Below are 17,172 nucleotides of genomic sequence, written 5' to 3'. Positions count from 1 at the left end.
ACCGTATCTTCGAGCCGATTTTCACCACAAAATAAATGCAGCATAAAACAGGCTTGAAGTGGTGAATATCAAGCCCTTTTCATTTTCATTATAATTTTGATTTCATTCCGATGAACTATTTGCAAGCAGAGAATCTCACAAAGGTATATGGCGATAAGGTACTTTTTGAAAATATTGACATCAGCATCAACAAAGGACAAAAAATTGCGCTCATTGCCCAAAATGGTATAGGAAAAACTTCTTTGCTTCGCATTTTGGTGGGTTTGGATTCCTCTGATGAGGGTGGGTCGGTTCGCATTCACCGAGATGTGAAAGTGGGATATTTGTCGCAAGACCCCGTTTTTGACCCAACTTATACGGTGTTAGAAGCCATTTTTTACTCCGACAATCCTGTTTTGACTGCCATTCGAGAGTACGAATCCATTTTGGTCAAGCAAGAAAAAAAACCGAGCCCAGAAAATTCGGAAGCCCTGCAAAAAGCCATCAATCAGATGCAAAATTTGGAGGCATGGGATTATGAGGCGAAAATCAAGGAAATACTTTCTCGCTTCAAAGTGACCAAACTCGACCAAAACGTGAGCGAACTATCTGGAGGTGAGCGCAAAAGGGTGGCAATGGCTAGGGTATTGATTGAAGAACCCGACTTGTTGGTGATGGATGAGCCAACGAATCACCTCGACATGGAGATGATTGAATGGTTGGAAAAATTTCTCAGTCAGCAAAATATGACCATATTGCTGGTGACGCACGACCGTTATTTTTTGGATAGAGTGACCAACGAAATTCTTGAATTGGAGCGGGGAAGTGTGCAGATTTTTCGGGGGAGTTATGAATATTACCTTGAAAAAAAGGCAGAGTTGGACTTCAATTTGGGGCAAGAAGTCGACAAAGCCAAAAAACTGATGAAGCGAGAACTGCAATGGCTGCGAACACAACCCAAAGCACGAGGCACAAAAGCAAAATCGAGAATTGATGCGTTTGACCCCATTGAAGAAAAAGCAGGTCTCAAATTGGAGGACGAACAACTCGGTTTTGACGGCATCAGAATGGCAAGAATTGGCAACAAAACCATTGAAATTCTGGATATTGACAAAGCGTATGGCGAAGATGTGATTCTCAAAAACTTCACCTATATCTTCAATCGCAGGGACAGAGTGGGCATTGTGGGCAGAAATGGGGCGGGTAAATCCACCTTGCTCAACATATTGACGGGCAAAGAAAGACCCGATGCAGGGAAGGTGGTCATTGGTAAAACAGTAGTTTTTGGCTATTATACACAAATGGGTTTGAATCTCAAAGTGGATAAGAAGGTCATTGACGTGGTGCGAGAAATTGCCGAATATTTGCCGATGGAAAAGGGGAGGAGTTTGACCGCCGAACAACTGCTGACCCATTTTCATTTTCCATACAGCAAACACGAAAACTATGTGTCGACCCTAAGTGGAGGCGAACAACGCCGATTGTATTTGCTCACCGTCTTGATGCAAAACCCCAATTTTTTGATATTGGATGAGCCGACCAATGACCTCGATATTTTGACACTCAATGTATTGGAAGAGTTTTTGCGCTTGTTTCAAGGCTGTTTGGTCGTTGTATCGCATGACCGTTATTTTATGGACAAGTTGGTGGACCATTTGTTTGTGTTTGAAGGTGATGGAAAAATTCGCGATTTTCCAGGGAATTATTCGCAATACCGAGAGGTAAAAGAGGAGGAGGAAAAAGCGGCAAGAATTGAGCGAAAAGTAGAGAAAGCGGCAGAGCCCACTCCCATTTCTTCACCCAAATCGGACAGCTCTAAAACAAAAAACAAACTGACCTTCAATGAAAAACGAGAATACAACCAATTGGAGAAAGACATCGAAAAATTGGAGGCAGAGAAGGAAACTTTGGAGGCGAAATTGAATGCGAGTGAGGGAACGTATGAGGAATTGCAGCAATGGGCAGAACGAATTGCAGTGATTATGGTTGTCATTGAAGAAAAATCGGATAGATGGTTGGAATTGAGTGAGTTTGTGTGAACATCAATTCACCAATTTTCCCGCTTTTCGCATGGCTCGCACCATCATCCAGCCCAAAAAAACGCTGATACCCAATCCATAACGACACCATTGCAGCTCACCCGCTTGGTAAAATAGCCAAGTGAAAACCCCCACTGCAATGAGCAAAATGGTGTAAATCAACTGCTGCCCCAAAAAATACAGAAGTTTGGTTCGTTCCTTATTGCCAGCGACTTGCACTTCCAATTCACCTCGATGTGCCTGATACAATACTTTCCGCAAATCGGTGGGTAGTGAAATCAAATTCGTTGCCATTTGCTGAATCAAATCCCTCACAAATTTCACCGTATCCCCCTTTTCGCCCATCATGAACTTTTGCATATAAGGCTGCACGACCTCCAAAGGGTTGCTGTGAATGTCGAGCGTATTGCAGATGCCCATGAGCAGCGTTACCATTCGGTTCAACAAAACATAATCTTTTGGCACTTGTATGATGTTGGTAATGTCTTTTAAACCCACCTCAATAATCAACTTGAAAAGGCTGCTTTCAAAAGGATTCACCTTGATGTCTTTCAAGTTCATTCCTTCAAATTGAATCTCATTTTGCAGAAATTCCCGAAAAGCATCGATCACCTTTTCTGCAATGCGAATCGCCTCCTTGTCGTCTGCAATAAATCCCACCGTTTTGAGGGCTTCAATGATTCGCTGTGTATCGTTTTTAGCAGCTCCTTCAATCAATTGCAGCAAACCTGTACGCATAACAGGCTGAATGGTAGCCACTGCGCCAAAATCCAACAAGACAATCGTTCCGTCTTGCTGCACCAAAATATTGCCAGGATGCGGGTCGGCGTGGTAAAAACCATCCACAAAAACCATCTGACAATAGGCGTGAACCAGTCTATCCGAAACTGCTCGCTTGTCAATATTCCACGCATCCAATTGTGCAATTTGGTTGATTTTCACCCCCTCATAAAAAGTCGTTGTCAACACTCGGCTCGTTGAAAATGCTTCCTGTACTTCGGGAATCGCCAATCCTATTTCTTTCTTCAAATTGGACTGAATGCGCTGCATGGACTTTGCTTCCTTTTCAAAATCCAACTCTTCTTCAATCATTTGCCTAACCTGTGTGTAGGTATATTCGATGCCTTTGATTTCGAAAAACCAAGCGGTCAATTTGGTGAGGCGTTCGATGATGTACAAATCTGTTGCAGCGATTTCTTCAATGTTTTTGTGTTGAACTTTCACCACGACCACCTTTCCGTTCTTCAATATAGCCTTGTGTGCTTGACCAATGGAAGCGGCTGCAAGTGGTTGTTCTTCAAAATGTTGAAAAAGATTTTCGGGCGTGTTGCCGAGTTCTTCTTGGATTCTTTGGCGAATTTCGGCAATGGGGCGAGCGGGGATTTTGTCTTGCAGTTCTTCCAAAGGAGCTTGAAAAGCTTCGGGTAGAAAATTGCTGAGAATGGACAGCAATTGACCGACTTTGATGAACAAACCCTGCAATTGAAGGATGGTTTTTTTGACTCGATTGGCGTTTTTGATATGCAGCCCATTGAGTCTTTTTTGGTAATAGCTTTTTCCAATCAACTTGCTGATTAGATACACTTTGAAGTAGCTCATCATTACCACAAAAGCAGTCCAATAGGCTTTGCGGATGCGGTAAGAACGGCGGTATATTTTGGAGTTGGAGTTTGACATGGTGTTGGGTCTGAAATGGAAGCCAAGATTACGAAAAAATGATTGGCTTACCAAACAACTACCTTCCCTCGTTCTTCCCCAAATCGCCAAAAGTAAACTCCCGCCTTCAATTCACCTCGTTCAATTCGCAAGCGATCGGAGGAAAAATGGCTATACTTTCGCACAACACGCCCATTCACATCCATCAAAACCAATTCGTTGTACTTGTTTTGCAGCAAATCAAAACTAAAAATGGCAAAATCGGAAAAAGGATTGGGAAAAATCATTGCAGCAGTAGCAGCCGTTTCGACACCTTCCACATTACTCCAAAAATCCACATTCACACACGCATCCTGCAAGTTGCCAGCAATCTCTTCATAGTTTTGATTCATAACCGTTTTGACCTCCGAGATACAAATATTTTCTGCGGTAATCGCTGTGTAATAAATGCGGAAAAAAGGAGTCGGTTCGTAGGTTTTGGCAAAAGGTTTTTCATTGTAAGCCAAGCCGATGAGTAAGCCGTTGGAGTTGTGAGCAAGCTGCAATTCAAAAATTTCGGTATCGTAGAAAGGGAATATACTCAAAATATCTATGCCCGTGATTTGCAACTCAAAAGCTAAGATAGAACTGTTGGGATTGGTCACATACACGTCCACATACTGAAGGTCTAAGCGCAAATCACCAATGCTGAAAGTGGCAGTATGATTTGGATTGAAGATGGCAGAAGTAGGCAAATTGCAGTGATGATGACTCAAGGTCGGATGTGTATGTATGCCACTGCTTTCCAATTCACAGGCCAACAACAAGGCAGGGTCTGCAATGCTTATTTTTCCATCGCTGTTCAAGTCCGTACAGGTATTGAATTGCAGATTTCCACTCAATATATCGTGCATATACACATCTATATCCGCATAACTGTACAACAAATCATTGTTTCGATCACCCGCCTTTTGACTGCCCTCACAATTGCCCGAACAGTCTGCCGATGCCGTTCCATAGACTTCTCCCAAACAATCTACAATCGCTTCACATTCATTAAATTTGGTGAGAATCGGTTTGTTTTGAGCATCTCTCTCCAACTGAAAACAGACCTTTGCCCAGTTGTTGTGGTAATTGCTCTCTTCAAAACCCAGGGCATCAGGGCGTTCCATCCAATTGACCCGAACTACCAAAGTATAAAGTCCCGCTTCTAAGTTGGTGATGTCCACCCATTGGCAAGCCAAATTGTAGTCGTAAATATCGCCACAACCCGACGAAATGCCTTGATTGGAGCAGTCATATTTGTTGTTGCCCTCAGGACAATCCAAATCCACCACACAAAAGCCGTTTTTGAAGCCAATCGGCAACTCGTTTCCGCTTTCATCGTAGAGCACGTATTCGGCATAACCCTCATAGTGCCAATGGTTATGACAATCATCCCATTCCCAAATACCCTGATCAGCACCAGCCCCAGAAGGTGGTTTTCCGACATAATAATCCTTGTCGCCAATGTTGCGGATATGTGTACTGAACCGCAAAACTTCACGAATCCCATATCCTTGCAAACAGCCCTCTTGAATGGCGCAAGCATCCTCATTTTGCAGATAACTCAATTGCAAACTGTTTTTCAATACACTCTCAATTACCACCAAATCAGGCCCATCGGGGCAATTTGGATGACCTTGATAGACACAAGCTGTTTCGTCCGACACGGTTGCCAATGGGTCAAAATTGCAGGCAGCCGCATCCATACAACCCACAATCGGGCCTTCAAAATGAATCTGCCAATTCACCGACATATCAAAGCAACTTTCGTTCCCACCGACTCGGATATAATAGGTTTTGCCTTGCTCCAAAATCATGTTTGCTTCCGCCAATTCACCACAACCGCCATCCGCATAAAAAATAGATCCAATCTGTGTATCGTCCCACTTCAAACCATTGCAGTAATCATACACCCAAATTTTTGTATTGCAGTTGTTTGCTAAGTCACAAGTAGTCAATGAATAACGTCCTGTTTCTTCCGCTTCAAAAACATACCAATTATTGGGAATTTGAGCGGGGTAAATCCAATCCGTTTTTGCAGGAATTGGAAATGCACAACTCGAACCCAAAGGACAGCCACCCATTTGCAGCGTAAATACTTTTCCGAAATTGGTATCTCTTGCCACCAATTCGCTATCATAATACACTGAAAACCTCCCATCGGGAAAACCTCCATAATCCTGCAATCCATCTCCAAAACTATCTTCAATCGTAAAGGTTAGGCATTGGCTCGCCTCTACACAAAGGCTTGCTCCTGTGTCTTTTCCACTTGCCAGTATATTGCCAAATTGATCGGTTAGCCGCCAAGTTGTTTCCAAAGCTGCCGAACGGTCGGGAATGATTTCGATGAGTACGGCTATTTTGTTGGTGCAGTTTTGTGCTGATAGGGGATTGCTTATCACAAAGCAACAATATAGGAGGAGGAAGTAAGTAATAACTTTCATGGCCCGTGGGTTTTACAGTTTGTGGGTGGACTGTAAATGTGAAAAGGGGCTTGAATGAGGGATATTTTTTATAAAACAGCTAAATCCATGCCAATCAGCAAGTCCACTATTGTCCTTTTGGCAAGGTAAAATAGAAAGTGCTGCCTTGTGCTGGAACAGATTCGAGCCAAATCTCACCACCAAGTTTGTTGATGATTTTTTGACAAATCGCCAAACCAATGCCTGTGCCTTGGTATTCGGCACTACTGTGTAGGCGTTTAAAAATAGTGAAAACCTGTTCGGTATAATCTGCTTCAATGCCTATGCCATTGTCAACTACCGAAAGTGTGTAATTATTCTCATTTTCAACGACATGAATCTGTATTTTTGGTGTACACTCTTTGCGAAATTTGATGGCGTTGCTGAGTAAATTTTGGAAAAGTTGGATCATAAATAGCCTTGGAGCTTTCACTTTTGGCAGTGCATCCGCTTCAATCTGCACTTCATTTTCGTGGATACTTGAGCGCAGGTTTTGTTGTACAATACACAGAATGTCATCTAAATCTACTTCCTCCTGCATTTCTTTCTCATTGAGTTTGTCAATTGTGGCGTAATTTAATAAATCGTTCAGCAACAAATTCATGCGTTCTACTCCGCCTGTCACAAAAGCCATGTATTCTTTCTCTTCAATGTTCAATTTGGATGCTGCCGAGCGTTCTAGGAGATTGGTAAAGCTATTAATCATTCGCAGGGGTTCCTTCAAATCGTGAGATGCCACATAAACAAACTGCTTCAAATCTTCGTTTACTTCCTTCAATGATAGGTTGCTTTGTTCCAATAGTTTACCATTCAAAAATTCTTTTACTTTGAGGTTGTATAAGTAGCTGCCGATAAAAAAGCTAAGTGCTACAATCACGAAACTATTGATGATATGTCCAACGAGTTTATCGGTATTTGTCTGGAAATAAATCAAGCCCCCCACCAATACTACATAGCTAATCGTCAATATGATAGCCAATTCAAAGTTGCGAAAATTGAACATAAAACTTAACGCCAATACAAACATCACAAAAATGGTGATTTCGCCGTGAATCAGTTGGTTGTTGAGCGAAATACCCAAAAACCATACGGCAAAGACAGCCATAGACATCCACACCAGTTTTTGAGTAAATTGATGGTTTTTTTGATTCAGTTTTTCTTCATTCAGTTTATATGAGATTGCAGAAATACCAAAAAAGGGAAAGACACTCAGATGAAAAAGAAACAAGTCAAAATAAGCGGGAATACGTTCCCAATCTCCTTTTATATAATGCAGATAGTCAGTTGGTAATATCAAAATATGAATAACTACCAATACCATACTTATCAAAAAAAGTTTTTTGAGGTTTCGGCGATGCAATTGTGTTTGAAATTCCTCTATGTATTGTGTAGGAATTGATTTATTCCAAATATATTTTGATATTGATTTCATGACTGATTATTTGCTTATGACCCAAATGGAAGTCAAAGCTTTAGAACAGAAGTTTTTTCTTTATCAGAAAGAATAACAATTTTTAAGCCATTCTTTTCAAAACCCACTCAAATAGTCGGTACAATTACCTTCAATGCCCCCTTCAATACTTTCACTTCAAAATCAGTTGCCTTACCCGCAGGATCACCGTCAATCTGAGCATCAGTAAGTACTTCACATTGAATTACGGCCTTATCAGTTTGAATTACATCAACATACGATACACTTGACGCTTTTCCCATCATAAACATGGGCAACAAATACAAAGCCCTCCATTTCGGAAAAGGTTTCACCACAATCATTTCCAACAAACCGTCCGTCATATCCGAAACCTCTGGTGCTACGCCAATTTGATATCCATACTGCCCCGAATTTGAAAAGTTGAGAAACAATGCCTCGCTTTCAAAACGCATATCATCGCAGAAAATCGTATATTTTTGAGGAGAATAAGTCGCATAAGAATGTAAAGCCCAACGAGCATATGGCACAAATCCTCTCACTTTGGTCGTAGCAAAACGGTTCACAATCAAGGCTTCAATCCCAACACCAGCATTGCTAAAAAATACTTTGTTATTGATTATCCCCACATCACATTGAATTGTATGCGCCTCATTCAAGACCTCCAAGGCCTTTTTTCGATTTCTCGGAATCCTCAATTTACGGGCAAAACCATTACCCGATCCCCCAGGAACTATCCCTAAAGCTACCTCCGTATGAATCAACTGCTGTGCCACCTCATTGATAGAGCCATCTCCACCAACAGCCACTACCACATCAAAAGCATCATTTACTGCCTTTTTTGCCAATAATTTAGCGTGACCAGCATATTGTGTATAAGCAATATGTACTTCATATTTATTAGAGTCTGTCAGTTGATGTGCCAATTTAGGAATCTTTTTTTTCTTGTTGATTCCCGCAATCGGATTGATGATAAATAATATCTTCTTTTTCTGCATTTTTTTATATTGATAGATAATTCGATTTATTGAAGTTCTTCAACGAAAAAAAGGATTAAATGCCTTATTGCCAATTAATTAATTTCCTAATTTTATTCATGTGTCTATCGTTCAAAGTCTAAAATACCTCTTTGCTGACATTTCACACTCCAAAAAAACAGTAATTTTACGGTTTAGGCAACGAACTTTAAAATTATTAGCGTTTTAAATTAACATTCACCTAATATTTGAAGTGATATGGAGTCTTCCGATATTGAACAAAAATGGAAATTAGCTATTTTATGGTTTAGGTAAAAGATTTTTACTTTTGAGTTTCCTTTTTTCGTTCGTATGAAACTATTTTTGATTCTGGTTTTCAATATTCATTTTCATCAAATTACGATATGTTTAAAAATATATGTACGATTATAATACTTGCTCTTCTTTTGTTGGGAGAGTTGTCTGCTCAAGAAGTCAGAAAATACAGCAATGAATTTTTGTCATTGGGAGTCGGCGCAAGGGCATTGGCAATGGGTAATGCCCAAAATGCTTCGGTTAACGACGTAACTGCTGGCTTTTGGAATCCAGCAGGTCTGACAGGGCTTAACAACTTGCAAGTAGGAGCGATGCACTCAGAATGGTTTGCAGGGATAGCGAAATATGATTACGCAAGCCTTGCGTTGCCTATTTCTAATGGAGAGAGAGCTTTAGGTCTTTCCGTCATTCGCTTTGGAGTAGATGACATTCCCAACACTCTTTTCATTATTGAACCAGATGGCAGCATCAACTATGATAATGTGACGACTTTCTCCGCAGCCGACTATGCCTTTTTGTTTTCTTATGCTCAGAAAATCAAAAAGCTAAATGTAGGCGCAAACATAAAAGTCATACACCGAACAGTCGGTACTTTCGCCAAATCATGGGGCTTCGGTTTAGACATTGGCGCACAATTGGCAGTCAGTGAAAACTTTCACTTAGGGCTGACCATCAAAGATTTGACTACTACCATCAATGCTTGGTCGTTCAACTTTACGGAAGAAGAAAAACAAATGCTCGCATTGACAGACAACGTTATACCTTCAAGTTCCGTTGAACTCACAGGACAAAGGGCTATTTTGGGAGGTGCTTACAACTTCAAATTTGGTGAAAAACTGGCATTATTGGCAGAAGCTAACCTTGATTTTACCTTCGATGGCAAACGCAATGTGTTGGTCAAAAGTGATTTTATGAGTATTGACCCACATTTTGGCTTAGAATTGGGTTTCGACAATGCCATTTTTCTTCGAGGAGGCATGAACAATATTCAGCAATTCACCGATGATTTAACGGGAAATACCCTTACCAGCACACAACCGAGTGCAGGTATTGGTATCAAAATCAAAGAATTGCAAATAGATTATGCCTTCACGGGCTTCAACCGTGTAGATGATGGTGTATATTCACACATCTTCTCTTTGGTGTTCAATTTCAGCAAAAACGAATAATTACTAAGTAACTCCAATAAAATATGGTTCCGATATCTACTTCTGAAATTTATTCTCAAAAGATGGCGAATTAATCTTGCTGTCCAATTCTTGTCAAAGCAAAAATTTAGAAAGTTTCTGTTCCAAATCGGGGAATTATATTATTGGCAACTCTAAGTAATATTTTCAATTAATTATAGCACATTTTTTACTATCAACATGATACAAAGGTTACTATTCCTTATATTATCTTGTGCATTCATCAGCACAAACGTACAAGCTCAGCAGAAATTCGGCAATGAGTGGGTAAATTTTGATAAAAACTATTACAAAATAAAAGTTGCGGAAAGCAAACTGTATAGAATTCCCTTCAATACTTTGCAGTTATTAGATCTGCCATTGGAAGGTACTCAATTCCAGCTATTCTATATGGGAAAAGAAATACCGATTTATGTCAGTACAAACGGAAATTTCGGTATAAGTGATTACATCGAATTTTATGGAGAAAAATTAGATGGTACGTTAGATCAAGCCCTATTTTTAGAACCTTCTTTTCAATTGCACAATTACTACAATCTTTTTACAGATACGAGTGCTTACTATCTGACTGCCAATTCACAAGAAGAAAATTTGCGCTATCAAACCATTGAAAACAATTTGACCAATTTGCCTCCTAAAGAAACACACTTCAAACACACAGTCGTCAATGCCATGCTCAACCAGTTTTTTCCTGGCAATTCTATCACCAATTTTGCCAATGAACACAATTATTATGCAGAATATGGTGATGGTGAGGGATTTGCAAGTGGAACAGTCGTGGATAAAGGACACATCACCTTCAAATCCATCACACCTTCTGTCTATTTGCAGGGAGAAAATGCGGTAGTTACTACACGCATTGTAGGTTGGTCAGACGATTTCAGCAAACCTACCGATGACCATCATACTCAGATACGCTTCAATGGAGAATTGTATGTCGATACTTATTTTGAAGGAAGAGGCAACATTACCAGAAGCTTTGAAGTCCCAGTTGACGTATTTTTAGATACACAAGAGGTTTACTATGAATCATTGCAGGATGAAGGAGTCATTGCAGACAAGTTTTCAGTTTCTTATTATTCCATCACTTATCCACGAACCTTTGAATTTGACAACCTCACCCACAATTTTACTTTTGAACTACCAAATGATGGGGATAAATATTTAGAAGTCAAAAACTTTGGAGGAGGAAACGCTCCTATTCTTTACGATTTAACCAATCACATACGATTGCAGCCCAAAGTCATAAATGTTGGAGGAAATCTTATTTATCAAATATTTTTGCCACAGGTTGCAGGGGGCGCAGCAATGAGGAAACTTCACTTATCCCATACATCTTTTGCAGGAGTGCCTGCCACTGTTTCACAGGCCAAACAGGTAAATTTTATCAACCATTTGGCTTTACAAAATCAGGGTGATTATATTGTTCTCAGTCATCCAAGTTTGATGGAAGGAGAAGTAAATCAAGTAGATCGCTATCTTCAATACCGAAATAGTGAAGCAGGAGGAGCGCATAAAGCAGTCCTTGTGAATGTTGAAGAATTATTTGAGCAGTTTTCCTTTGGTGTAGAAAAACATCCATCTTCTATCCGAAACTTTACCAACTATGCACTGGAAAAGTGGGAAGTAAAACCCCATTTTTTGTTTTTGTTGGGCAAATCCGTTGGTTATAGTTTTTCTCGTACAAATAGTGTGGCATGGGCGCAAAACTTGGTGCCGACTTTCGGACATATTCCATCCGACAATTGGTTGAGTAGTCCAATGGACAATAGCAGCTATAAACCACAATTGGCAACAGGCAGAATACCCGCCAATACACCTCAACAGGTGCAGGATTATTTGGATAAAGTGATACTTTATGAAGCGTTGCAAAATTCTCCTTGTACTAAGGAGGATCGTCTTTGGTCCAAACATGCTATGCACTTAGCGGGTGGAGGAAACCTGAAGGAAGAACAAGAATATTCAAGTTTTATTGATAGTTATTCAGATATTTATGAAGATAGATTGATGGGAGGGAAGGTTGTATTTCGTTATTCTAAAGCCAGTGATAATGTAATTGAGCCTATCGAACTGGACAATACCATCAATAATGGAGTTTCGATCATCAACTTTTTTGGTCATTCATCTGGTCCTGACTTCAATATACCATTGGGTTCTCCCTTTGATTTTAAGAATTATGGGAAGTATCCGATGATTATTGGTAGTTCTTGTTTTACAGGCAACATTCACCGAAACTTAAACCTTGGGCAAGACGCAGAAACGAGCATGGCAGAAACTTGGGTGTTGGCAAAAGATTTGGGGGCAATTGGGTATATGTCCTCCATCAGTTTTGGTTTTCCTTCATTTATGGATATCCATGTGACGGAGTTGTACCAAAATATGTGCAAAGAAAATTACCACCAAACCATCGGTGAAATTCTTCAGCAAACCATTATAGATGCAGAAGCTACAACAAATAGCATAAAAGGAACCCGATTGGTCAGCGAACAATTTGCACTAACCTGTGACCCTGCTATTATCCTCAATAGTTGGAAAAAACCCGAGTTGGCCATCACTCCATCAGATATATTTGTTACACCTGTCCAATTGACTACTAACTTAGATTCTTTTGCAGTGAATATAGTGCTTGCCAACCTTGGAAAAGCCACAACAGATTCAGTCGACATTCTAATTCGTCGAACTTTTCCCGATGATAGCCAAGAAATTGCAGCCACAAAAAAGGTGCTGATGCCAGCTTATGTTGATACATTAAAATTGTATGTTCAGATGGGTGAAGGCAGTTTTGTGTCGGGCAAAAACTCGTTAACGGTAGAAATAGATTATGAAGGAAAGATTGAAGAAGACTGTGAGGACAACAATACAGTTGTCAAAGACCTCACTATTTTTTCTGACCTTTTAGTTCCGATTAGTCCATGTGATTTTTCCATCGTGACAGAAATTAAGCCAACGCTTTTTGCTTCAACAGGACAACCCGACAGTCAGGCTAAGGCCTACATCATACAAGTTGATACAACGATATTGTTCAATAGCCCTGTTTTTGAACAGCATACGCTGACCAGCGAAGCAGGGGTGATTCAATGGCAACCTAATATCAACTTCCTCAATAATGCGGTGTATTATTGGCGGGTAAGTCCAATTCCTTCCGATGGTACAGATTTCAGTTGGCAGCAAAGTTCTTTTATCTATGCCCCTGAAAGCAAAAAAGGATGGAACCAATCCCACTTTTACCAATTCCAACAAAATCAATATGACCAGATAGTATTGGATGAAACTACCCGACAATTTGAATACACAGGTTTCGAAAATGAACTATGGATTACCAATCAGCACAATAATTTCAACGATATAGGAATCGTCTTAAATCTCAACTTGATTATTGGACAATCCTGTTTGTCGGGAGCCTGCAATGGAGGAATCGTATTTGCAGCTTTCAAACCTGCGGCAACCTTAGAACCATTACTTTCTACGAGAACAGTATTGCAAGGCGGTTGCGATGGACGAGGTAGTTTTGGCAATATTCAGTGTAGTGCTGGCTTCAAAGCGGGAATAGAGTTCCACACAGGGACAGTAGAACAGCTGGATAGTATGCTCAATTTTATGTACGAAGATATTCCAGATGGATACTATGTTTTGTCGTATTCGGTTAGTAACCATCGATTAGGAACAGATGATGTGAGCGAACCTATTTTTGAACGCCAAGAAGCCATTTTGAAGTTCTACGAAGACTTGGGTATTCCTCAAGCTAAAAACATCAAGCCTGACCAAACTTTTATCCTATTTGGAAGGAAAGGAGCGTCCAATTATCCCGGTCATTTTGTAGCGACAACCGAAGAAAACCTCAACGAAAAAATAGAATTGAGACTGACCGTAGGCACCGAAGAAAAGGGGCAGTTTTATTCTCCTGCCATTGGGCCTTCCAAAAACTGGGAAACCCTGCAATGGGATTACAAAAGCTTAGAACCTTTTGCCAATCAAGATGATATCAGTATCAATGTATATGGAATCCCTCCAATCGGTAGCGAAACCTTGCTACTCAATACAGGCAAAAACCAAAATACCGATCTGAGCGAAATTTCTGCTGAATCGTATCCTTTTCTGCGATTACAGGCATTGACTTCCGATACCATCAATTTTACTACTCCACAAATGGAACATTGGCGGGTATTTTTTGAACGTGCGCCAGAATTTGCACTCAATCGGCAGTCTTTCTTTGAGTTTTACAACGATACACTACAAGAAGGCGAAAACCTTCGTTTGCGCTTGGCAGTCACCAATGCGAGCGATGCGTCCGCCGATAGTTTGCTCATAGGCTACACCATCATCAACCAAGAAAACAACACCATCCCGCTCAATCAGTCAGCCCAAAAGGCATTGATGGCAGGCGAAACCTTCATCAGCGACCTTCAATATTCGACTGAAGGTTTGGTGGGCAACAACATCTTGGTGGTCGAACTGAATCCAAACCACGACCAACTCGAAAAATTTGGCTTCAACAATATCTTGTTTGTGCCTTTCTTCGTGACTTCCGACGAAAAAAATCCTGTATTGGATGTGACCTTCGATGGGCGGCACATTTTGGATGGTGATTTGGTGTCTGCAAGTCCAGAAATTTTAATTCGTGCAAAAGACGAAAATCCGTTTTTGGAGCTAAACGACCCAGAAGATTTTAGTCTGCAATTGGAGCATCCCGATGGCACAGTTGAGGAATTGAGTTTGGATAGCGAACTAATTCAGTTCATTCCAGCTACTCAAAGCCAAGCTGCTGAGGGCAAAAACGAGGCAAGCATTGTTTATACGCCCGACTTGCTGCAAGATGGTACTTACACTTTGACGGCTACTGCCAAAGACCGCAGCGACAACCGCTTTAACCCCAAATCCTACAAAACGAGTTTTGAAGTGGTGAATGAACATTTGATTTCCAATGTATTGAATTACCCCAATCCTTTTACTACCAGTACCCAATTTATTTTCACCCTAACAGGTAGTGAAGTTCCTGAGCAACTCCGCATTCAAATCATGACGGTTTCGGGCAAGATTGTGAAGGAAATCAGTGGCGCAGAATTGGGGGAATTGTTTATCGGTCGCAACCGCACCGAATACAAATGGGATGGAACCGATGAGTTTGGCAACCGCTTGGCTAATGGTGTGTATCTCTACAAAGTCACGGCTTATCGACAGGGACAGGCATTGGAGAAATACAACACGACTGAAAAAGTGGATGGCTTGTTCAAAAATGGTTGGGGCAAGATGTATTTGATGCGGTAAATTCACCTCAATACTTCACGACCTTCTCCGTCCACCAACTTTTTCCATCCGAAATTTGCACCAAATAAATGCCATTCGGTTGTTCGGATAAGTCGACTTCAATGGAAGATTGCAGCAAGGGCGTATGCTGCAAAGTGCGACCGTGAATGTCGGTAATGGTCAATTGCAGGTTTTGCAGTTTGGGGTTTTGAAGGTGAAGAACAAAGCGGTTGTTGGTTGGATTGGGATGGAGTGTAATTTGTTGTGCAAAGTAGGTTCCATCTTCAATTTCATCAATTATGGTTTCGTAAACATGAAAATTGTCTATTATCCAACCTTCCTGCTGGGTATCAACGGAGTTTGATACAAAAGTGAATCGTAAAAAGATGGTATCTGCGGGTATGTTGGAGCTTTCAGACCAACAAAACCCCATTCTTTTCCAAGTATTGTCTTGTTCACTTATGCCTTTTTGCCCCGAAAAAAGGGAGACAACGGGAATACTGCTCAACATAAATGGTTGATGCAAAGGATCTTCAAAGATATTGTACCAAGTTGTTTGATTGTCGTAAGAAACCTCGATGATGCCACCATCTACCCCTTTTTCACAATCCATTTTTTGCCACCATTCCAATATGAAATAAGGAAAACCTGCCCATAGCAGACTTCTGTCAATTTTGAAACTAAAAGAAGATTGATTGTCAATAGGGTAGGTGTTGGCCGTGTCTGTTGTCAAGGCATTGGGGGGCGAAAAGGCACTTGAAAAAAGTGTTTTGGAAGGCTGGCCTATTTGCCAAATGTTGCTGTGATTGGCAGTATCTATGTTGATGAGCAGATTTTGATTGGGATCTTCAAATGAGTTGTATTGCTGGGAAAACAGTGTTTGGCTGTTCACCAAAATAAATAGAATAATGAATGTTATTATTTGTTTCATAATAAAAACGGTTTGAAAAGATGAATGAAAACTGTCAATATCCCCTCAGATACAACGGTTTATTTCTTTTGCCTGGTGTCTTTCTACTCTTGCCTCAATGCTTCAACACCTTCTCCGTCCACCAACTCTTTCCATCCGAAATTTGCACCAAATAAATGCCGTTAGGTTGTTCGGATAAGTCGACTTCAATGGAAGATTGCAGCAAGGGCGTGTGCTGCAAGGTACGACCGTGTAAATCGCCATTTTCATCTTCAAAACCGACCAACTGCATTTGTGTGGTAGGTGCGTTTTGCCGCAATTCCTTCAATGGAATTCCAGAAATCAAACCATATTGTTCGCTGATTTTGAGTACAATGTCATTGAAGTTGCTACTGACAGGAGTACCATTTTGAAGGGCTTGAAGGTGAAAGGTTTTTACATTGTCGGCAACATCCAAAAAGTTCTCCGATTCCATACTGACACATTCCACTTCAATTTGGTCAAAATCTTGGTAGGTTTCACTTTCAATCAGCCATTTATCCCCCACATTTGCCAATACGTTGAAAATCATTGAAGGAGGACTTGCAGGATTGACTTCAAAAACCGTTTCGCCATACCAGCCATTTTGTTTTACCATGACTTCATTCGGAAAACGGTAATTCGTTTCGTTCCACAAATCATTGGTTGTTAATGTTTCGTAGCAACCACCTGAAATATTTTCCATATACGCTCTTAGAATGTACTGGTATTCAGTGTCGTTTACGGTTTCTACTGCATCTACATAAAAAGGCGATATAGCATCCATTTTTTCACCTGTGAAATGAAAATAGGTCACCTGATTGGGGGGAAACAAATCCCAATTATCTGCTTGAAGCAAAGTAGTCGCTACAAAAAAGGTGAGGAAAAGTAGCATTGTATATTTCATAAGGAATCATTTATTGCGAAAAAAA

At 40.6% G+C, this 17,172-nt stretch carries 9 protein-coding genes; 3 read left to right on the top strand and 6 right to left on the bottom strand.

Annotated features, from left to right (window positions below; translation table 11 throughout):
- Window positions 1-110: 110 nt before the first annotated feature.
- Entirely contained in the window at window positions 111-2,018 is a 1,908-nt protein-coding gene (locus R3E32_03755; GenBank protein ID MEZ4883831.1) for an ABC-F family ATP-binding cassette domain-containing protein, read from the top strand.
- 3 nt (window positions 2,019-2,021) lie between these two features.
- Here R3E32_03755 and R3E32_03750 read toward each other — a convergent pair whose 3' ends face one another.
- From R3E32_03750 to R3E32_03735, 4 genes are all read right to left on the bottom strand, one after another.
- Complete coding sequence (locus R3E32_03750; GenBank protein MEZ4883830.1) at window positions 2,022-3,695, bottom strand: AarF/UbiB family protein; 1,674 nt, start codon at window positions 3,693-3,695, stop codon at window positions 2,022-2,024.
- Between the two features lie 47 nt (window positions 3,696-3,742).
- Window positions 3,743-6,142 carry a lysyl oxidase family protein gene (locus tag R3E32_03745; protein MEZ4883829.1) on the bottom strand — a complete coding sequence of 800 codons (2,400 nt, stop codon included), beginning with the start codon at window positions 6,140-6,142 and terminating at the stop codon, window positions 3,743-3,745.
- Between the two features lie 106 nt (window positions 6,143-6,248).
- A complete protein-coding gene (locus R3E32_03740) occupies window positions 6,249-7,592 on the bottom strand; it encodes an ATP-binding protein (GenBank protein ID MEZ4883828.1) in 1,344 nt (447 codons plus the stop codon).
- Window positions 7,593-7,699: 107 nt separating this feature from the next.
- On the bottom strand, window positions 7,700-8,587 hold the full coding sequence (locus R3E32_03735; protein ID MEZ4883827.1) for a diacylglycerol kinase family lipid kinase: 888 nt from the start codon (window positions 8,585-8,587) through the stop codon (window positions 7,700-7,702).
- 383 nt (window positions 8,588-8,970) lie between these two features.
- On the opposite strand from R3E32_03735, the gene R3E32_03730 reads away from it, so the two are divergent.
- Both R3E32_03730 and R3E32_03725 read left to right on the top strand, forming a co-directional pair.
- A complete protein-coding gene (locus R3E32_03730; GenBank protein MEZ4883826.1) occupies window positions 8,971-10,050 on the top strand; it encodes a PorV/PorQ family protein in 1,080 nt (359 codons plus the stop codon).
- Window positions 10,051-10,248: 198 nt separating this feature from the next.
- The gene (locus R3E32_03725) at window positions 10,249-15,333 is read left to right on the top strand and encodes a C25 family cysteine peptidase (GenBank protein ID MEZ4883825.1); all 5,085 of its coding nucleotides are present in this window, start codon (window positions 10,249-10,251) and stop codon (window positions 15,331-15,333) included.
- A gap of 7 nt (window positions 15,334-15,340) precedes the next feature.
- Here R3E32_03725 and R3E32_03720 read toward each other — a convergent pair whose 3' ends face one another.
- Both R3E32_03720 and R3E32_03715 read right to left on the bottom strand, forming a co-directional pair.
- Window positions 15,341-16,243: a T9SS type A sorting domain-containing protein gene (locus tag R3E32_03720; protein ID MEZ4883824.1), complete on the bottom strand. Its 903-nt coding sequence runs from the start codon at window positions 16,241-16,243 to the stop codon at window positions 15,341-15,343.
- 94 nt (window positions 16,244-16,337) lie between these two features.
- Entirely contained in the window at window positions 16,338-17,147 is an 810-nt protein-coding gene (locus tag R3E32_03715; protein ID MEZ4883823.1) for a T9SS type A sorting domain-containing protein, read from the bottom strand.
- Window positions 17,148-17,172 lie beyond the last annotated feature (25 nt).

The sequence above is a fragment of the Chitinophagales bacterium genome (assembly GCA_041392475.1).
Lineage (GTDB): Bacteria > Bacteroidota > Bacteroidia > Chitinophagales > UBA2359 > JAUHXA01.
This window is presented reverse-complemented; position numbering and strand designations above follow the sequence as displayed.